This window comes from Agathobaculum sp. NTUH-O15-33 (assembly GCF_033193315.1).
Taxonomy (GTDB): domain Bacteria; phylum Bacillota; class Clostridia; order Oscillospirales; family Butyricicoccaceae; genus Agathobaculum; species Agathobaculum faecihominis_A.
The window spans coordinates 3,564,840-3,583,558 of the sequence record NZ_CP136187.1 but is presented as its reverse complement, the minus strand read 5'-3'; the positions used below and the strand labels follow the sequence as shown (position 1 = coordinate 3,583,558).

General features: G+C 59.4%; 16 protein-coding genes. 6 read left to right on the top strand and 10 right to left on the bottom strand.

The window, feature by feature from the left end:
- Positions 1 to 15 precede the first annotated feature (15 nt).
- The gene (locus tag RWV98_RS17400; RefSeq protein WP_317862396.1) at positions 16 to 1,365 is read right to left on the bottom strand and encodes an MATE family efflux transporter; all 1,350 of its coding nucleotides are present in this window, start codon (positions 1,363 to 1,365) and stop codon (positions 16 to 18) included.
- 270 nt (positions 1,366 to 1,635) lie between these two features.
- On the opposite strand from RWV98_RS17400, the gene RWV98_RS17395 reads away from it, so the two are divergent.
- The 6 genes from RWV98_RS17395 (at position 1,636) to RWV98_RS17370 (ending at position 9,357) form a co-directional block, all read left to right on the top strand.
- A complete protein-coding gene (locus RWV98_RS17395; RefSeq protein WP_317862394.1) occupies positions 1,636 to 2,574 on the top strand; it encodes a tetratricopeptide repeat protein in 939 nt (312 codons plus the stop codon).
- On the top strand, positions 2,571 to 3,551 hold the full coding sequence (locus tag RWV98_RS17390; protein ID WP_317862392.1) for a DUF4037 domain-containing protein: 981 nt from the start codon (positions 2,571 to 2,573) through the stop codon (positions 3,549 to 3,551). Before RWV98_RS17395 ends, RWV98_RS17390 begins: the two co-directional genes overlap by 4 nt.
- Positions 3,499 to 4,128, top strand: a complete 630-nt coding sequence (locus RWV98_RS17385) for a DUF4125 family protein (protein WP_317862390.1) — start codon at positions 3,499 to 3,501, stop codon at positions 4,126 to 4,128. The genes RWV98_RS17390 and RWV98_RS17385 overlap by 53 nt, the downstream gene beginning before the upstream one ends.
- 13 nt (positions 4,129 to 4,141) lie before the next feature.
- Positions 4,142 to 5,530 carry an MATE family efflux transporter gene (locus tag RWV98_RS17380; RefSeq protein WP_317862388.1) on the top strand — a complete coding sequence of 463 codons (1,389 nt, stop codon included), beginning with the start codon at positions 4,142 to 4,144 and terminating at the stop codon, positions 5,528 to 5,530.
- A complete protein-coding gene (locus RWV98_RS17375) occupies positions 5,531 to 7,819 on the top strand; it encodes an excinuclease ABC subunit UvrA (RefSeq protein ID WP_317862387.1) in 2,289 nt (762 codons plus the stop codon).
- A 200-nt stretch (positions 7,820 to 8,019) separates the two neighbouring features.
- Positions 8,020 to 9,357, top strand: a complete 1,338-nt coding sequence (locus RWV98_RS17370; RefSeq protein WP_280963223.1) for an MATE family efflux transporter — start codon at positions 8,020 to 8,022, stop codon at positions 9,355 to 9,357.
- 55 nt (positions 9,358 to 9,412) lie between these two features.
- Here the strand turns inward: RWV98_RS17370 and RWV98_RS17365 are convergent, their stop codons facing one another.
- The 9 genes from RWV98_RS17365 to ald all read right to left on the bottom strand — a co-directional run bounded on the left by RWV98_RS17365 (position 9,413) and on the right by ald (position 18,682).
- Positions 9,413 to 10,213 carry a hypothetical protein gene (locus RWV98_RS17365; protein ID WP_317862384.1) on the bottom strand — a complete coding sequence of 267 codons (801 nt, stop codon included), beginning with the start codon at positions 10,211 to 10,213 and terminating at the stop codon, positions 9,413 to 9,415.
- Between the two features lie 39 nt (positions 10,214 to 10,252).
- Positions 10,253 to 11,527 carry an FAD-dependent oxidoreductase gene (locus RWV98_RS17360; protein ID WP_317862382.1) on the bottom strand — a complete coding sequence of 425 codons (1,275 nt, stop codon included), beginning with the start codon at positions 11,525 to 11,527 and terminating at the stop codon, positions 10,253 to 10,255.
- Positions 11,524 to 13,047 (bottom strand): tripartite tricarboxylate transporter permease, encoded by a 1,524-nt coding sequence (locus tag RWV98_RS17355; RefSeq protein WP_317862380.1) that lies wholly within the window; start codon positions 13,045 to 13,047, stop codon positions 11,524 to 11,526. The genes RWV98_RS17360 and RWV98_RS17355 overlap by 4 nt, the downstream gene beginning before the upstream one ends.
- Before the next feature lie 12 nt (positions 13,048 to 13,059).
- Positions 13,060 to 13,518 (bottom strand): tripartite tricarboxylate transporter TctB family protein, encoded by a 459-nt coding sequence (locus RWV98_RS17350; RefSeq protein ID WP_317862378.1) that lies wholly within the window; start codon positions 13,516 to 13,518, stop codon positions 13,060 to 13,062.
- Between the two features lie 55 nt (positions 13,519 to 13,573).
- Entirely contained in the window at positions 13,574 to 14,566 is a 993-nt protein-coding gene (locus RWV98_RS17345; protein ID WP_280963227.1) for a Bug family tripartite tricarboxylate transporter substrate binding protein, read from the bottom strand.
- A 77-nt stretch (positions 14,567 to 14,643) separates the two neighbouring features.
- A complete protein-coding gene (locus RWV98_RS17340; RefSeq protein ID WP_317862376.1) occupies positions 14,644 to 15,687 on the bottom strand; it encodes a LacI family DNA-binding transcriptional regulator in 1,044 nt (347 codons plus the stop codon).
- A gap of 214 nt (positions 15,688 to 15,901) precedes the next feature.
- Positions 15,902 to 16,705, bottom strand: coding sequence for a 5-deoxy-glucuronate isomerase (locus RWV98_RS17335; RefSeq protein ID WP_317862374.1), 804 nt, complete (start codon positions 16,703 to 16,705; stop codon positions 15,902 to 15,904).
- 32 nt (positions 16,706 to 16,737) lie between these two features.
- Positions 16,738 to 17,415, bottom strand: coding sequence for a GntR family transcriptional regulator (locus RWV98_RS17330; RefSeq protein WP_317862372.1), 678 nt, complete (start codon positions 17,413 to 17,415; stop codon positions 16,738 to 16,740).
- A gap of 154 nt (positions 17,416 to 17,569) precedes the next feature.
- The gene (gene ald / locus RWV98_RS17325) at positions 17,570 to 18,682 is read right to left on the bottom strand and encodes an alanine dehydrogenase (protein WP_280963231.1); all 1,113 of its coding nucleotides are present in this window, start codon (positions 18,680 to 18,682) and stop codon (positions 17,570 to 17,572) included.
- Positions 18,683 to 18,719: the final 37 nt, after the last annotated feature.

Below are 18,719 nucleotides of genomic sequence, written 5' to 3'. Positions count from 1 at the left end.
GCAAAAAAACATGTTTTATGATACAGTAGGTTCTGCCGCGCTGTCCCAGCGATGGAGCTGACGGCGGTAAAGAAAAACGCCGGCAGCGCCGGTGATCAGCTCGGACGCGGGGAACGCGATCCAAGTATAGCCCAGCCCGATGAGCGACAGCAGCCAGAAGATCGGGATCAGGCAGCAAACCTGCCGGATGAGCGAAAGCACGATGCTGGGCAGCGTCGCCCCGATGGACTGAAAGAAGATCGGCATCATCAGGGACAGCACCGCCGGAAGAAAGCTCAGCCCGATGATGCGAAACGCCGGCTTGCCGATCTCCAGCACCGCGGCATTCTGGGAAAACAGCGCGATCAGCGGACCGGGGATCAGTTCAAAGCACAAGACGCCGAGCAGCATGAAGCTCATGGCCACCACGATGGAGTTCGCCATGATCTTTCTGCACCGTGTAAAGTTTGCACGGGCAAAATTGTAGCTCAGTACCGGGATGATACAGGTTTGCAGGCCCATCAGCGGGATGAAGAAAAAGGACTGCATTTTATAGTACAGGCCCAGCACGGTCACGGCTTCGTCCGAAAACCCGGCGAGGATGACGTTGAGCACCACGATATAGATCGTAAATAGCAGCTGCATGAAGATGGAGGGGTAGCCCATCGTGTAGATCTGCCCCGCGAACCGCGTGATGGCGGCGGGGCTGGGCAGCCGCCGAAAGCCGGTCACGCCTGTGATCAACGCGGCCACGAATTGCCCCGCGACGGTCGCCACAGCCGCGCCCGCGATGCCCATAGAGGGGAAAATACCCCAACCGAAGATCAGCAGCGGATCAAGGATGATATTGGTCACGGCGCCCGCGATCTGCGCCAGCATGGGCAGCCGCATGTCGCCGCCTGCCTGATGCACCTTGGTCCAAATACTCTCTAAAAATATGCCGAGACTGCCCACGCACACGATCGTGCCGTAGGTCACCGCGTATTCGACCGCCCGGGGCGACCCGGCGGAGGTCTTGACGTACGCCGTCATCAGAATCGTCGATAACACGGCAAAGGCCACCCAAGTGATCAGCGCGAGCACTTCGCCCGCGCCCGCGGTCCCGTCCGCGTCCTCCGCCCGTCCCTGCGCGTACAGGCGCGCCATGACGATGTTGACGCCCACGCCCGTGCCGACCGCGAGCGCCGTGATGGTGAGCTGGATGGGGAAGATGACCGACAGGGCGGTCAGTCCGTCGCTGGAATATTGGCCGACAAAGTAGCTGTCTACAATATTATAAAGCGCCTGAATGAGCTGCGCCAGCATGACCGGCGGCGCCATTCGGATCAAAATCTTCCAGATGCTTTCTTTTTCAAAAAGACTGTTGTGCGTGACTTGCTGTTCCATGTTTTCTGCTTCTCCAATGCTTCCCAAAATAGGCCTGCACTATCATAATCCAAACAAGCCGGTATTTCAAGAAAAATCGTCGAATTTATCGAAAATTTAACCGCATAAGTTGCAGGCCGTCCGGCGCTTTCGTGATTTGCAACAAAGAACCCCCGGCAAACAGACCGCAAAATGCAAAAATCTCATGAGATGATGCAAATCATTCGGACGGGCGTTTTTTTATAATGATTAAAAATGGGAGTGGTGTAACCAAAGACTGGAGGGATCGCCATGCAGGACGGTCTGGAAAAATTCTATCGCGGTCTGGATCGGCAGTACGCCGGGGGAAACCTGAGCGATGTGGAACAGTATTTGCTGGAAAGCGTGAGCCGCACGCGGAACGGACAGAAAAACGAGCGGGGCGAGGCCATCGCGATCTATAATGAATTAGGTTCCTTTTACCGGGGCGTTAGCCGGTATGCGCAGTCCCTTGCCGCGTTTGAACGGGCCAGAGCGCTGGCCGCGAGCGATCTGGGGCAGGAATGCAGCCAGTACGCCACCATCCTCAACAATATGGCGGGCACCTACCGGCTGACCGGCGAATACGATCGCGCGATCGAGCTGTTCCACGAAGCGATGGCGATCTATCGCCGCGAGGGACAGCAGCACACCTATGCTTATGCAAGCGTACTGAATAATCTGTCCCTTGTTTACCGGGAAGCGAACCAGATCGACCGGGCGATCGAATACTTGGAGCAGGCCTTGCAGCTCATCCAGCAAATGCCGGGGTATGAGCAGGAACTCGCGGTGACCTACAATAACCTGACCGCGCTGTACCACGCGGCGGGCGACAACGAGCGGGCCATGCTTTGTTTGGACCGCGCGCTGAACGAATTTGAAAAATGCGCGGATGATGAAAACGTGCATTATGCCGCGGGCCTGAACAGCATGGCGGGTTTTTTGTTTGCGGCGGGGGAGTACGAGCGGGCGCTTGCGCTTTACCGCAAATCCGCGAAATACACCAAGCGCTTCTTTGGCGAAAACATGGAGTACGGCATCACCTGCCAAAATATGTGCTGGGCCTATACCAAGCTGGAAAAATGGGGCGAAGCCATCGCGGTGCTGGCCAAGGCGGAGCAGGTATACAAACGGCTGCTGGGCGAGGACCACGAGCGCACCCGCGCGGTGGCGGATAATTTGAAGCAGCTGCGGCAGGGGAGTAAGGCGTGAAGGGGCTGGCGCTTGCCCGCGCCTATTATGAGACCGTGGGCCGCGTGGCGCTCCAAGAAAACGTGCCCGCGCTCGTGCCCCGCATGGCGGTCGGTCTGGCGGGGGAAGGGTCCGAATGCTTTGGCTTTGACGACGAATGGTCAAGGGATCATGATTGGGGCCCGGCCTTTTGCATCTGGCTGGAGGAAGCGGACTACCGCGCCCACGGCGCGCGGGTACAGGCGGTATACGATAGCCTGCCCGGCGAAATAGAGGGCTTCCCCGCAAGAGAAAACGGCGCGTGGAGCGGCGGGCGGGTCGGCTGTCTGTGCGCGCCGGACTGGTACCGGCGCTATACCGGGTTGCCCGAAGGCCCGGAAACGCTCGCGCAGTGGCGGCGCGTGCCGGAAGCCTTTTTGGCGACCGCCACGAACGGAGAGATATTCGACGACCCGTTAGGCCGTTTTACAGCGGTCCGCGAAAGGCTGTCGCGCTTTTACCCCGAGGATATACGGATTAAAAAGCTCGTGGCGCGGGCGGCGGTCATGGCGCAAGCGGGGCAGTACAACTATCCGCGCAGCATGAAACGCGGCGAAACCGTCGCGGCGCGGCTCGCCTTGGCGGAATTCACCAAAGCGGGAATTAGCATGGTCTATTTGCTGAACCGCCGGTACGCCCCCTTTTATAAGTGGATGCATCGCGGCCTCAAGGGCCTGCCGAAGCTGCCCCGCGCTTACGAGCAGTTCCGGCTGCTCGGCGAGGCAAGGCCCGGCGCGGAAACGGAAGAGCGGATCGAAGGTATTTGCCTGACCGTGGCGGCCGAGCTGAAACGGCAAGGCCTGACCGACCGCACGGAACCATTTTTACAGGCGCACTGTTTGGAAATGATGAAACGGATCAAAGACCCGCGCTGCGGCAAACGCACATCATGGAGGAGTGACCGGCATGAAAAAGCCCGTGGAAGAGATCGTCGCCATGGAATGGGAAATGTTCGATAGGGTGCAGAACCTTGGCGGAAGAGCGCCCTGCCAGAATGATCGGGATACCTTTTTTATCATGCGCTCCAGCCAGATCGCGGCGTGGAGCCCCGCCATGCGCGAAAGCTATTTAAACGACCTTGCGGCCGCGCAAAAGGCGGGGCGCAATTTGCTGAGCGAAAAATACGCCTATATGATGGCGCGCACGGCGCCGGAAGAATATGCGCGGATATGTGACCGCCTGCCGCCGCGCACCCCGGATAAGGAGCGGCTGATCGAGCTGATCTGCAAGGCGCACGTTGCGTGGCAGGAGGCGCTGGCGCGGCAATACCCCTGTCTTGCGGGCCGGGGCAGGGCCATACGCAAGGAGGCGGACAGCGCCGCCGTGACCTCGTTTGAGACCTACCTTTGGGGGGAACTGGCGACCTATTCGCTGGATACGCTGGAGCGCTACGCCGCGTATGTGGCGGGCCTTGCGCGCGAAGGCGTAAGTTTAAACGCCATGATCCTGCAAAACATGGTCGCGCGGTACGGCTACGGCTCGGCGGAGGAAGCGGAAGCGCGGCTTTCCGGCGGAGGGGCCGATATTACATCATGAGGAGACGCTTGCGGTGAAAAGCAAAACAACGATCGATATGACCAACGGCCCGCTGCTGGGCAATATTCTGCTGTTCAGCCTGCCGCTGATGGCGTCCAATATTTTGCAGATTCTGTTCAACGCGGCGGACGTGGTCGTGGTGGGCCGGTTTGCGGGCCACACCAGCTTGGCCGCCGTGGGCAGCACGGTGAGCGTGATCTTTCTGTTTACCAACCTGCTGATCGGCCTTGCCGTGGGCGTCAATGTGGTGATCGCCCGCTATTTGGGGCTGACCGGGTACGAGCGGGAGATATCGCGCACGCTGCACACCTCGGTGCTGGTCGCGCTGGTGGGCGGCACGCTCCTCGGTTTGATCGGCATCGCGGCGACCGGCTGGGTGCTCGATCTCATCTCGGTGCCGGAAGACGTGCGCTCGCTCGCGGCCACCTATATGCGCATTTATTTTATTGGCACGCCGGTTAATATGCTGTATAATTATGGCGCGGCCGCGTTGCGCGCCAAGGGCGATACCCGCCGCCCGCTCATCTTTTTGCTCATCAGCGGCGTGCTCAATGTCGTTCTGAATTTAATCTTTGTCATTCCGCTGCATATGAACGTGGTGGGCGTGGGTCTGGCCACGGTCATCAGCCAAGGGCTGAGCGCGGTGCTGGTGCTGCACTGCCTGTCTCAGGCAGAGGATGAGCTGCGCTTTAGCTGGCGGGACCTGTGTCTGGACCGGCGCAGCTTGATCGATATCGCCCGCATCGGCATTCCCGCGGGCGTGCAAAGCTGCCTGTTCAGCTTGGCAAACGTGGTGATCCAAGGCGCGATCAACTCGTACGACAGCATTATCATGGCCGGTTCCAGCGCGGCGGCCAATATAGAAAATTTCCTGTACAGCTCGATGAATTCGTTCCACCACGCCTGCCAGACCTTTACCAGCCAGAACGTGGGCGCGGGGCGGTATGACCGCATCGGCCGTATCGTGCGCACCTGCATTCTCTGCACCATCGTGCTCGGCGTGACCCAAAGCGCGTTGGCGGATATTTTCGCCCGCCCGCTGATCAGCATTTATAACAGCGACCCGGCCGTGATCACGGCGGGCGCGGAGCGTTTGGTCATCATGGCCACGCCCTATGTGATCTTCGGCTGCGCCGATGTGCTGGTTGGCGCGATACGCGGCTACGGCTATCCGATCGCGCCGGTCATCATCAATCTGCTGGGCACCTGCGGCTTCCGCCTGCTTTGGATATCCCTCTTAGATACCAGCAAGGTCAGCGTGCATTGGGTGTATATGTCGTTCCCGATCAGCTGGGTGCTGATCTCGTTGGCGCTCATTCCGTTTTGGATCTATCTGCGGCGGCGGGAGCATCGCGTGGGGCCGCGTTCCGGGCACCCGGAAAAGAAATTGGAAGAAGGATAGATGGAAACCGTGATGAAGGCAAGAGAAGAGATCGAGATCGTCGGCGCTTCGGAAAACAATCTGAAGCACCTGACCCTTTCCGTCCCCAAGGAGGAGCTGGTCGTGATCGCCGGGGTGTCCGGCTCCGGAAAAAGCACGCTCGCTTTTGAAACGCTCGCGGCGGAAGGCGGCCGCCAATGGCAGGCCACCTATCCGCTGTATCTGCGCAACCGCCTGCCGCGCTACGAGCGCCCGGCGGTCGATTATATCCGCAACCTGACCCCCTGCGTGGTGGTCGATCAAAAGGCCATCGGCGCGAACGCCCGCTCCACCGTGGGCACCGCGGCGGATGTTTCGCCGCTCGTCCGCCTGCTGTTTTCGCGCGTGGGCAAGCCCAGCGCGGGCGGCTCCATGGCCTATTCGTTCAACCACCCGCACGGCATGTGCCCGGATTGCACCGGCCTTGGCGAGCGGGTGCAGCTAGACGAGGACAGCCTATTTGACATCGATAAATCGATCAACGAGGGCGCGATCCGGTTCAGCCAGTTTTCCGGCGGCAGCTGGCAGGAGTTTTATTATCACTGCAACCCCCTGCTGGACGCGGATAAAAAGCTGCGCGATTATACCGAGGAGGAGTGGAAGGTCCTGCGCATCGGCCCGGACACGCCGCTGGTGATGGATTTTATCCGCAACAACACCGGTCAAGTATCCAAGCTGCCGTACGAGGGCGTGGTCGCCCGGTTCAACCGGCTGTATTTGAACCGTGATATCTCCGGGCTGAAAAAGGGCGTGCGGGACGAAGCCATGCGCTTTGTCCGGCGCTGCCCCTGCTCGTCCTGCGGCGGCAGCGGCCTGAACCCCAAGGCGCTGGCCTCCCACATCGGCGGCTATAACATTTCGGACTACTACGCCATGCAGGTGAGCGACCTGCTGCCGGTGCTGGAGCAGATCAGCGATCCGCTGGGGCGCTCCATCGCGGCGCAGATCGCGGATAGCCTGCGGCATATGGTGCAGGTCGGTCTGGGCTATCTCAGCCTGTCGCGCCGGACGGACACGCTGTCCGGCGGCGAGGCGCAGAGACTGAAGATGGTGCGCCATCTGGGCAGCAGCCTGAGCAATATCACCTATATTTTTGACGAACCGACCGCCGGCCTGCATCCGGCGGACGCCAGACGAATCGGCGACCTGCTGCTCAATCTGCGCGACAAACACAACACCGTGCTGGTGGTAGAGCACAGCAGACAGATGATCGAGCTGGCCGACCATGTGATCGAGCTGGGGCCATGGGCCGGCGGACAGGGCGGCGAGCTGGTCTATCAGGGCGATCTGGACGGCCTGCGGAAAAGCGATACGCTGACCGCGCGCTCGATGAGCGGCCATATCGCGCTCAACATGTCTCCCCTGCCGTGGCAGGAGGGTTTTGCCATCAAGCACGCCCGGCTGCACAATTTAAAGGACGTTTCCGTGACGGTGCCCAAGGGCATTCTGACAGCCGTTACCGGCGTGGCCGGTTCGGGCAAAAGCAGCCTAATCTGCCATGAATTCGCCGTGCGCTGCGCGGAGGCCATCGTGATCGACCAGCGGCCCATCGGCACCTCGACCCGTTCCAGCCCGGCCACGTATACGGGCGTGATGGACGAAATACGCAAGCTGTTCGCCAAGCAAAACGGCGTGAGCGCGCAGTGGTTCAGCGCCAACTCCAAGGGGGCCTGCCCCGTCTGCAAGGGCAAGGGCGAAATCACCCCGGACGTAGCCTTTGCCGATCCTGTGGCAATCCGCTGCGAGGAGTGCGGCGGCAGCCGCTTTAACCCCACGGCGCTCAGCTATACCTATCAGGGCAAGAACATCAAACAGGTGATGGGCCTGACCATCACGCAGGCGCTGGAGTTCTTCCCCCAGAAAAAGATACAGGAGCCGCTGAAGGCCTTGCAGGAGGTCGGGCTGGGCTATATGACGCTGGGGCAGCCCACCAGCACCCTGTCCGGCGGCGAGACGCAGCGCCTGAAGCTGGCCAGCGAGCTGAACCGGGAGGGCAATGTTTACGTGATGGACGAGCCCTCCGCCGGTCTGCACAGCCGGGATGTGGAAAACCTGCTGGCGCTGCTGCGCAGGCTTGTGGAGCAGGGCAACACGGTCGTGGTGGTGGAACACCGTTTGGAGCTGATCGCCGCCGCCGATTGGATCATCGATATGGGGCCGGAGGGCGGCAACAAGGGCGGCGAAATCCTGTTTACCGGCACGCCGGAGGGCCTAATCGATTGCCCGCATTCGGAAACCGGCAAATACCTGCGCCGCTGCTGCAAGCCATGACAAGCGCTGCGCCGTGTGCTCTCATAATAAAAACAAAAGGCGAAGGGACGCGGCCGCGTTCCTTCGCCTTGGCATGTAAAAAAACCTTCGCGCCGCTGCGCGTATGGAATGAGAAATTGAAGCGTTGCTTCCATTTGACAAAAAGGATATAATCATTACAAAACGTAAGTTGTAAATTACAGCTAGAAAGCGGTGCGGCGATGCAAAGCGATTTGACCAAGGGTCCGGTGATGAAGACCATGCTGCTTTTTGCGGTCCCCATGATTTTAGGCAACCTGCTACAGCAATGCTACAACGTGGCGGATACCTTGATCGTGGGCCGCTTTTTAGGCGCCGGGGCGTTGGCGGCGGTTGGCTCGGCTTTTTCACTGATGACCTTTCTCACCTCGATCCTGCTCGGGCTGTGCATGGGAAGCGGCGCGGTCTTTTCGATCCGCTTTGGACAAAAGGACATGGATGGGCTGAAGGAAAGCATGGTTACCTCCTTTGCTTTGATCGCGGCACTGAGCATCCTTTTGAATGTGCTGGCCTTTTGGGGAATGGGCTGGGTCATGCGCGCGCTGCAAGTGCCGGAAGAGATCGTCGGCTTGATGCACGATTATCTGATCGTTATTTTTGCTGGAATCACGGCTGTGTTTTTGTATAACTTTTTTGCGTGTCTGCTGCGCGCGATTGGCAATTCCATCATCCCGCTGCTGTTTTTGGCAATATCCGCGGTGCTCAACATTGGGCTGGACCTTTGGTTCGTGCTGGGGCTGCGCCGGGGCGTCGCCGGTGCGGCGGAAGCCACGGTGATCGCGCAATATGTTTCGGGTATCGGGATCGCGCTTTATACGTGGCTTAAGTGCCCCGTACTGCGGCCGCAGAAAAAGCATTGCCGTGTGAGCAAGCGTTGCCTAAAGGAGATCGCCGGGTTTTCGGTGCTCACCTGCATGCAGCAATCGGTGATGAATCTGGGCATTCTGATGGTGCAGGGGCTGGTCAACAGCTTTGGCGCCACCGTGATGGCGGCGTTCGCGGCGGCCGTGAAAATAGACGCTTTTGCCTATATGCCGGTGCAGGATTTTGGCAACGCCTTTTCCTCCTTCATTGCGCAGAACTACGGGGCGGGGCAGAAGGAGCGTATCCGCACCGGCGTGAAAGGCGCGATCGCGGTCTCGCTTCTCTTCTGCGTCGCGGTCTCCGCTGGCGTGTGGCTGTTTGCGCGCCCGCTGATGCGCTTGTTCGTTGGCGCGGGGGAAACCGCCATTTTGGCGGAGGGCATCCGCTATCTGCATATCGAAGGGGCGTTTTACTGCGGCATCGGCTGCCTGTTTTTGCTGTATGGGCTTTACCGGGCGCTGGGCAGGCCGGGTATGTCGGTCGTCCTCACCGTGCTGTCGCTCGGCACCCGTGTGGCGCTGGCATATGTGCTTTCCGCTGTCCCCGCCTTTGGCGTGGCGGGCATCTGGTGGTCCGTACCCATCGGCTGGTTTCTGGCGGACGCCGTCGGCCTTCTCTACCTAAAACGTCAATTCCGGCGCGCCTTCGGATCATAAAAATACCGCCGGGCGATAAGCCCGGCGGTCTGAGAAGGAAGAAAGAGGCTGTCAATCAAAGGACCGCGGCGATATCCAATACCTTGGACAGCGCGCGGCGAACAAAAGCGAGCGTTTGTTCGCCCACGGCAAGCTCCACGCCGTGCGGCGCATGGGAAAGGTCCTTGATCTTGCCGTCCGCCGGGTCAAGACCCATGCGCAGGATATCGGTATAGGGAGAATCGGTGCTGATGGAGCGTTCGATCCCCACCTGATGCAGGCTGAAAAATTGGTTGGGGGCCAGCGCCTTGACGCGCTCGTACACCTCGCAGCCATCCACGCCGGCGGTTTGGGCCAGCGCCAGAAGCGGCTGGGCCAGTGCGTGGATCAGGATATTCGCCGCGGACGTATCGCGCTTGTCGCGCGCGTATTTGCGCACGGGCGCGGCGAGCGTCATGAGGAAAAGTCCGCCGCCCGGCAGCAGGCCGCTGTTTTCACGGGCCACGCGCGGCAGATAGGCTGCGCCATAGGCCAGCAGGTCGTCCAACTGCGTCCAATCCTGAGCGGTGCAACCCGCCGCCACACCGCGTTCCAAAAGCGCGGAAAGCAGGATCAGCGCGGTTTTTACGCCGTCCGCGGGAATCTCGGCTTGCCGCAGCACGGCGGCGGCCCGGCCCTTCTGCTGTGCCAGCTGCGCGTTTTGCAGCAGTACCGCAAAGGACGGCGTTGTGTGATACCCGCCATCCGAATCGATATACTGCACCAGCTTGCCGCTGCCATAGAGCTGCGCCGCAACTTGTGCCAGCGCGTGAACGCCGTCCGACAGGGCGGGGCAGGGGGGCGCGGCTATTTGCATTTTGTTCTGCATTTTTTTCATGCGGCCCGCCTTCACGCGGGCCGCTCTCCTTTCCATGTTTTACGGCGCGACATTGGTGCGGCGCAGCGCGTCGTGCAGTTCGTTCAGGTCGAGAGCGAGCGGCGCTTTCTCCCGCGCGATGCAAAGCGCTGCCACAATGCCCATGGCATGCCCCATGTTCATGACGATCGGCATGACGCGGTAGCTGGAATGCGCCTTGTGCGTGCCTGAAATGTTGCGTCCATTGAGCAGCAGCCCTTCAATCCCTCGCGGTACGAAGCTGCGCAGCGGGATCGTATAGGGGGCGGGCTGCTGAAAGGCCTTGTATTCGCCGTTTGCGTCCAGCCCCGCGCCCTCAACGTTGTGCAGGTCGAAAAAGAAGTTGGACTTGGTGACGACCCAATCGTCAAACACCCTTGCCTCCGCGATATCGTCTTCGGTCAAACGGTAGTGCGCTTCAAAACGCCGCGTTTCGCGCACGCCGATCACGTCGGCGCTGTCGATCAGGTAGCAGCCCTCATAGCCGGGCACATGGCGCTGCAAGAAAGTGATGATTTCCGGGATCTGTTTTCTGCATACGTATTCAGCGCGATTGAGATCGCGCACGTCCGTACCGTCCACATCGATCACGTTGGTCATGTTGACGGTGACCACGCCGGGCAGCGAGGCGGGATACAGCAGGATGTGGCCGGCAGGCTGGGGCAGCTCCCGGCGGCCCAGCGTCTGTAGGTCGCCCTCGGGCAGCTGCACGGTGTCTTCAAAGCCCCAGAAGAACATGGCCCGATCCATATCCACGCCTGCGACCTTAAACATGATGGTCATCGGCTGCATGCCGCCGTCCTCGCGGCCCTTTTCAAACGGCGCGCCCGCGCGGGCGGCCACGTCGCCGTCGCCCGTGGAATCGATCAGCATGCGGCAGGCGATGGCCTCCCGTCCGGATTTGCTTTCCGTAATGATGCCGGTCACGCGGCTGCCCTCCATCACCACATCGCTGAACGCGGTGTACAGCTGTACCTCCACCCCGGCTTCCTGCAGCATGTCCAGCATTAAAATGCGAAGCTTTTCGGGGTTGATCACCTGTTCGCTTTCACAGTCGCGTGCTTTGGCACGCAACTCCTCAAAGCAGCCGCCGTCCTGTCGCCCGGTCCAGTGGCTCATAATGCCGGTGGTAGCGACCCCGCCGATCGCGCCGCTCTGTTCGATCAGCATGGTTTTGCGGCCCATGCGCGCGGCATGCAGCGCCGCGCCAAAGCCCGCCGGGCCGCCGCCCACGACGAGCACCTCGGTCTCGGCGACGACCGGGGTTTGCCGGGCCGGTTCGGTAATATAATTCATGTTGTTTCTCCTTCTGATATGACTTTTGCCGCTGCTTGGCGCTTGCTTTTGATCGATTTATAGCAGAACATGCCGATGGAAAGCGCGGCCAGCGCCAGAAACAGCAAGCTGAACGGGCGGGTCACGAAAATGGACAGGGAGTTATCCGACATGACCATCGCGTTGCGGAAATTCGTTTCCACCAGATCGCCCAGCACGACGCCGAGAATGATTGGCACCACGGAAAAGCCAAGCTTGCGCAGCAGGAAGGAAAATACGCCGATGCATACCGCCAGCAGCACATGGAAGGTGCTGGCCTCGCTCGAATAGGTGCCTGCGACGCAGTAGACGATGATCATCGCGCTCATCAGTTCATAGGGAATGCGCGTGATGTTGGAATAAAACGGGGTGAACACGCGGCCGATCAGCAGCATGAGCAAGTTGACCACGATCAGGCCGACCATGATGCCGTACAGCACATCGGGGTAATCCTTGAACAGCGCCGGCCCCGGCACCATGCCTTGCAGCATGAACGCGCCGAGCAGAATGGCGGTGCAGCCGTCGCCCGGCACGCCGAGCGTCAAAAGCGGGATAAGCGTCGAACCGGTGGTGGCGTTGTTGGCGGATTCCGAAGCGGAAATGCCCTCAATTTCACCATGGCCGAAATTGTCTCCGTATTTGGAAGTTTTTTTGGCTTGATCGTAACTGATGAAGGCCGCGATACCGCCGCCTGTGCCGGGCGTCGCGCCGACGATCGTGCCGATAACGGACGAGGTGAGCATCGTGCGGATACAGCGTTTGAATTCGGGCCATGAAAGCTTTTCACGGTCCAGCTTCAGCTTTTGCGTGCGCGCGGGGTCTGTTCGCGGGTTGTAATCAGACCGGCTGAGCAGCTCGGCAATGGCGAACAGGCCCACCAGCGTGACGATCAGCGGGATGCCGCCGGCCAGCTTGCGGTTGCCAAAGGCAAAACGAATGGCGCCGCTGACCGAGTCCTGCCCGATCACGGCAATGAAAATACCGATGATGCCGCCCATGATGCCCTTGATAATGTTGCCGTTTGAAATGCTGGAAATAATGGACAGGCCGAAAACCGCAATGCAGAAATATTCGGGCGGCCCGAAGATCTGTGTGATCTTTGCAATATTGGGCGCCGCGAACAAAAGCACCAGCGCGCTGAACAGGCCGCCGATAAAGGAGGCGTACAGCGCCATGGTCAGCGCTTTGAGCGGCTTGCCCTTTTGCGTCAGAGGATAGCCGTCCAAAACGGTCGCCGCGCTGGAGGGGGTGCCGGGCGTGTTGATCAGGATGGCGGTGATCGATCCGCCGTAGGTACCGCCGCAATATAGGCCGAGCAGCAACAGCATGGATGGGATGGGCGGCATGCTGTACGTCAGCGGCAGGCAAAGGATGATGGCGATATCCGCCGTCAAGCCGGGGATCGCGCCGATGATAATGCCCGCGAGCAGGCCCACCGCGATCGCCACAAAGCTTTCCAAGGAGGCCATCATCGAAAGTCCGGTCAGAATATTTTCAAACATGGTTTCCCTCCTTTACGGCAGCGATACGCTCATTGCTTGGAACGCAAAGTAAGCGAAAAAGATGTTTGCGCTGACGATGGCGTAAAACCACCATTTCCGCGCGCCGAAATAGATCAGGATGCCGACCGACAGCAGCAGGGAGGAAACGATAAACCCGGCGCGCGGCAGGATGAGCGCGTAGACGATCAGCATCGCAATGTAGAGAAGCGGCTTGAGCCGGCGGAGGTTGTCTTTGCAAAACAGCGCGCCGGACACCACGTATTCCTTTTTATCCTTGGATAGGACGCCCTGTATGAGCAGGATCACGCTGCACAGGATCAGGCCGCGGATCAAGAGCGTCGGCACGGTGGCCGCCGTGATCGGTCCGGTCTCATAGGTTTTGATCTGCGAGGGGATCAACAGGTGCAGGACCGTCGAAAAGACGAGAAAGACCGCACCGGTGATCATATTGGAATTGAGCTTTATTTTCATGGTTATCACCAATCCGTGCGCGGATGATAGGGCCGCGTACGCCTTTCCGCTGGTTTCAGGGCTGCTGGATCAGGGCGACGTAATCGTCCATGCTTTCCATTTGGTCTTCGATAAACCGGGTCACTTCGTCCGCGTCCGCGTCCCACAGCGGATAGCCCAGCTCTTCCATATAGCCGGTGAATGCAGGGTCGGCATAGACCTGATCGAGCAGCGCGGTCAACTTGTCCTTGATCTCCTGCGGAACGTCCGCGCGGATGGCAAGGCAGTCCATGCCGCCGAACTCCGCGTCGATCCCCCACTCGCTCAGCGGCTGCATGGCGCCGAACTTGGTTTCGACAGCTTCCGGGTATAGAGTCGCGACCGCCTTGGCCTTGCCTTCCTCTTGGTAGGCGTAATAATCCGGCTGGGGGGCAAGGCCGATATCCACCTGACCGGATACCACGGCGTTGATCACCTCGGCCGAGCTGCCCAGAACGACCGGTTCGGCCTCGATCCCCTGCGAAATAAACGCGGCGGAAGCGACAACATATTGATCGCCGCCCGGGCCGGAGGAGGTCGCGTACTTGAGCTTATTGTTTTTGCCGTAATCCAGCACATCGTCGAAGGTCTCCAAACCGGATTTTTCAGGATTAACCAGCACCATGAGCGAGACCGTGCGCATGCCGCGCAGCATAGTGAAATCGGACAGCTCATACTCCACATCGATAAACTTGGGCGTGAGTGAGAACAGCGGCCCGTTGGCGACCACCAGCGTGTAGCCGTCCGCCTCGGCGTCGAACGCATCGCCCATGCCGATCGTTCCGGAAGCGCCGGTGTGGTTTTCCACCACGATCGGCTGGTCGAAATACTTTTGCCCCACCTGCGAGATTTTGCGCGCGATTACGTCCGCGCCGCCGCCGACGCCCCACGGGCAAATGATCGTGACCGGCTTGCTGGGATAATCCTCGGTTTTGACCTCCTTGCCGCCCGGCTGGCCGCCGCAGGCCGTCAGCGCGGTCAACATCAGGGACGATGCCAATAAGATCGATGCCGCTTTGTTCAGTTTCATGTTACTTCTCCTTTTCTGGTTTACATTTTCTGAAGTGCCTTCCAGCACTTGCATACGTATTCATTAGCGCAGACCGATCATTTGATCGACCCGCTTTGGCTAGGGGGAACAAAGGTATCCCGAATGACCAATTCGCTGTCCAGCAGATAGCGGTAGGTCGCAAGGGACCTGCCTTCGGTCATGGCGAGCACCCAATCGACCGTCAGTTCGATGATCCGGTCATAATCGACCGCGACCGTGGTGAGCTGGGGATGGAACCAAGTTCCCATGGCGATGTTGTCCGCGCCGATGATCGCCACATCCTCCGGCACGCGAAGCTGCTTTTGTCGCAGGGCTTCGATCACGCCGAGCGCCATGAGATCATTTTGTGCAAAGCACGCGGTACCGGGCTGGAACAGTTCGATATGGGCAAGTGTCTGCTCGGTTGCCTGTTCCAAATGGTAGTCCGCGCACAAGACGTGGGAAGGGGGCAGGCCGAAGCCGTGGCGGCGCAGCGCTTCCGTGAATCCGGTGTGCTTATGGACCACATCGATGCGCTGCGAGGGGCCGGTCAGTTCGACAAAGCGTTCATAACCGGCCCGGCAAAACGCGTCGCCTGCCAGTCGGCCGATCTCGGTATGGTGCGGCGCGATCATGAACGGTTCCTCGGAGATCTCGTTGGTGTCGTAGATGAAAATATAGGGGATACGCGTTTCTTGCAACAGGTTGCGCACGCGGTCGTTCACCTGCGGACGGTTGAAAATCAGCGCGTCAAACCGCCGGTTGCTTATGCTTTTTTCCACTGCGGATTGGTCTTCCTGTGTCCGGTCGTCAAACACCGGCACGACATCCAGATTTTCGCGCAGCAGCTGCATACGTATGCGATAGTATAGGTCGCTCTGGATATAGTGATTGGCAAAGCCGGTAAAGTCTTCAGAAAAAATGTAGCCGACCACGCCGGTGCGGTTGGTCTTTAGGCCCCGTGCATTCGTATTGAACTGAAAGGAGTATTCGGCGGCGATTTTTTTCACGCGCGCCTTGGTTTCTTCCGATACGAGCGGGCTGTCGTTCAGGCAGCGGGAAACAGTGGACTGCGATACGCCTGCAAGCTTTGCAAGTTCGACAGAAGTAATGGTTTTCACGATGCGCCTCCTCTTGCATACGTATGAAATCTTGTTGTTTTTGTTATAGCATAGGCATTCTGAAAAAGCAACAGCATTTTCTAAGTTGTTTATAAATTCATCATTCTTTACAAGATCACAACAAAAAGTTCTACAAATACGATAAGAAAAAGCGGATGCAACGCATCCGCTTTTTTCTCAGGCTATCAAAAAACGTGGCGATGATCGACAGAGATCAGCCTTCGTTTTCCTCGCCGGTCCAGAATTTCGCTTTGGGATCGACCAGCCATTCGTGGATTGGATCGTCGATACGGGTCTTTTTCCACGGATTGCCGGGCAGATGGCGGATGCCCCAAGCGTAGCAGCAGGGGTAACCGGGCGCCATGACCATGGAGTGCGTGTTCTTGGTGATGACGGCCAGACCGTTGTGGTGCAATTCGCACACCTCGTCGTCCACCCAGCCCGCGCCAAAGCCCTGCGGCTTGTCGAAATGGTAGAAATAGACCTCGGGCTGCGGATGCCAGTGCGGGGGATAGCTCGACCACTTGCCGGGCAGGTTGACGACTTCGCCCAGCACCATGTTGGAATAGGGGGCGTTGCCGTAGTCAAAGCTGGTGCGCACATCGCGCTTGATGCAGCCGTTACACTCGCCGTCCGCGCCGCGCCGCCAGGTGTCGGTCTCCTCCGGGGTATAAAGGTGGGCGTCGAACCGGTTGTCGTTATAGGTCTTCTGTACGTAAAACTCGCAGTGGCCGTGGGCCGTGATCGTGCAGCCGTCGCCCGCGCACAGGTGCAGGCAGTAGGTGCTGTACTCGAACGGATTGGGGCGGTCGATATCGACGGACCGGCCGGCGTATTCCACCGTGGCCTTGCCCTCGAACATGATCCAAGCCATTTCCTTCTTTTCCTCGTGGAAGGAATAGGTGTCGCCGTCCTCCATGATGAGCAGAGCGACGTCCATCATGCTGTTTTCGCCGTTGTTTACGTCGCAGTTGATGTACTCGTTATAGCCTCGCTTGCATTCCTTGTCGATATACATTGTAAAAGTCTCCTTTCTATTGATAACATGGGTCAGTCGTTTGCGAAATACGCGGGGAACTGCGCGCGGATGGCTTTTTCCCGCGCATCGGTATTCTGGTGATCGTGGTGTACGTCCATGACGGCGGTCAGCGTCGCCGCGTCGCCGGCCTCAATACTGCTCACAATTTGCAGGTGCTCCTGATAGGATTTTTGCAGCATGCCGGGCCGTTTCAGGTCGAGCACGAGCACGCGGTTGTAATGCGCGCGGGAATTGGCGATGCTCGACCAGATCAGATCGTGCCCGGCGACGGAAAAGATTGTGCGGTGGAAAGCGTTGTCCAAACGGATGTATTCCAGAACATCGTCCTTTCCCATGGCGCGCTCCATAAAATAGAGCGTTTGCTCGACCGCCTCGCTGATACAGGCTTTTTGCCGGCACAGGAGCAGGCAGACGTTGGAATCCAGCAGGTGCCGCATGTAGGCGACCTCATTGGCTAGGTGAAAATCGATCGGCGCGACATAGGTGCTGCGTTGGGGGTAGATCTCCACCAGATATTCGCCGGACAGGCGGATCAGGGCCTCGCGGATCGGCGTGCGGCTGCAATTCAGGTGCTGGGTCAATTCAGCCTCGTGCAGGACGGAGCCCGGCATCAGGTCGAGATATTGGATCGCGTCCTTGAGGGCGCGATATACGTCGGTGCGCCCGGTTTGGCTGGACGAACGGGTCATGGGTTCAACACTTCCTCCCTGTGGTGTAATGGTCCGCCGGCGCGCGGAATAGAGATATGCCGCGAAGGGCCCGGTCATTTTGCCGGGCCCTTTGCTTGGGAAAAGAGAGAAGAGAAAAGAGATATGAGATAAGAGCAAATTTAATCAGGACCGCTCAGATCAGCGACTCGATATCAAAGCATTCCATGCCAAACGCCTCGGCGACGCCGTCCAGCGTGCACTTGCCGGCATAGCAGTTCACGCCTTCGGCCAGTCCCTTGTCCGCACGGACAGCGGCTTCCAGCCCCTGACCGGCAATGGTGAGGCCATAGTTCAGTGTAGTATTGGTCAGCGCGATGGTCGAGGTGCGCGCGACGGCGCCCGGCATATTGGCCACGCAGTAGTGGACGATGCCGTCGATCTCGAAGATCGGGTCCTGATGGGTGGTGGCGTGGGTGGTCTCAATGCAGCCGCCCTGATCGACGGCCACGTCTACCAGCACAGCGCCCTTACGCATTTTCTTCAGATCCTCGCGCAGAACGAGCTTGGGCGCCTTGCGGCCGGGAATCAGCACGGCGCCGATCACGACGTCCGCCTGCGAAATGGCCGAAAGGATGTTGGCGCGGGTGCTGTAAAGCGTCTGGATGCGGCTGCCGAAAATATCGTCCAGATAGGCGAGGCGCTGTACGTTGACGTCGAGGATGGTGACGTTCGCGCCCATGCCGACCGCGATTTTGCAGGCGTTGGTGCCAACGCCGCCGCCGCCCAGAATGACGATGTTTGCCTTTTCCACACCCGGCACGCCGGAAAGCAGCAGGCCGCGGCCGCCGTAGGTGCGCTCTAAGTACTTGGCCGCCTGCTGTACCGACATGCGGCCCGCGATCTCGCTCATCGGGGCCAAGCAGGGCAGTCCGCCGTTCTTGCCGACGATGGTCTCGTACGCGACCGCTTTGGTGCCCGCCGCGAGGATGGCGTCGGTCAGCGGCCGGTCGGCCGCAAGGTGCAGGTACGTATAAAGGATCTGATCCTTCTTGAGGAACTGATATTCCGACTCGATCGGTTCCTTTACCTTGACGATCATTTCCGCCTGCTCCCAAACGGAGGCGGCGTCCGGCAGGATGGCCGCGCCGGCGACGGCGTATTCGCCATCGTCGAAGCCAGAACCCGCGCCCGCGCCCGTTTCAACCAGCACGGTATGCCCTGCGTCGGCGTAAGCCTTTACATTGCCGGGCGTGAGTCCGACGCGGAATTCATTATTCTTGATCTCTTTGACAAGTCCGATGATCATAATCGTTCTCCTTTAAATAAAATCGGTGACAATAGGA

Coding starts and splice junctions, on each gene's coding strand:
- RWV98_RS17400 (WP_317862396.1), bottom strand. CDS start 1,365: ATGGAACAGCAAGTCACGCACAACAGTCTTTTTGAAAAAGAAAGCATC.
- RWV98_RS17395 (WP_317862394.1), top strand. CDS start 1,636: ATGCAGGACGGTCTGGAAAAATTCTATCGCGGTCTGGATCGGCAGTAC.
- RWV98_RS17385 (WP_317862390.1), top strand. CDS start 3,499: ATGAAAAAGCCCGTGGAAGAGATCGTCGCCATGGAATGGGAAATGTTC.
- RWV98_RS17375 (WP_317862387.1), top strand. CDS start 5,531: ATGGAAACCGTGATGAAGGCAAGAGAAGAGATCGAGATCGTCGGCGCT.
- RWV98_RS17370 (WP_280963223.1), top strand. CDS start 8,020: ATGCAAAGCGATTTGACCAAGGGTCCGGTGATGAAGACCATGCTGCTT.
- RWV98_RS17365 (WP_317862384.1), bottom strand. CDS start 10,213: ATGAAAAAAATGCAGAACAAAATGCAAATAGCCGCGCCCCCCTGCCCC.
- RWV98_RS17360 (WP_317862382.1), bottom strand. CDS start 11,527: ATGAATTATATTACCGAACCGGCCCGGCAAACCCCGGTCGTCGCCGAG.
- RWV98_RS17355 (WP_317862380.1), bottom strand. CDS start 13,047: ATGTTTGAAAATATTCTGACCGGACTTTCGATGATGGCCTCCTTGGAA.
- RWV98_RS17350 (WP_317862378.1), bottom strand. CDS start 13,518: ATGAAAATAAAGCTCAATTCCAATATGATCACCGGTGCGGTCTTTCTC.
- RWV98_RS17345 (WP_280963227.1), bottom strand. CDS start 14,566: ATGAAACTGAACAAAGCGGCATCGATCTTATTGGCATCGTCCCTGATG.
- RWV98_RS17335 (WP_317862374.1), bottom strand. CDS start 16,705: ATGTATATCGACAAGGAATGCAAGCGAGGCTATAACGAGTACATCAAC.
- RWV98_RS17330 (WP_317862372.1), bottom strand. CDS start 17,415: ATGACCCGTTCGTCCAGCCAAACCGGGCGCACCGACGTATATCGCGCC.
- ald (WP_280963231.1), bottom strand. CDS start 18,682: ATGATCATCGGACTTGTCAAAGAGATCAAGAATAATGAATTCCGCGTC.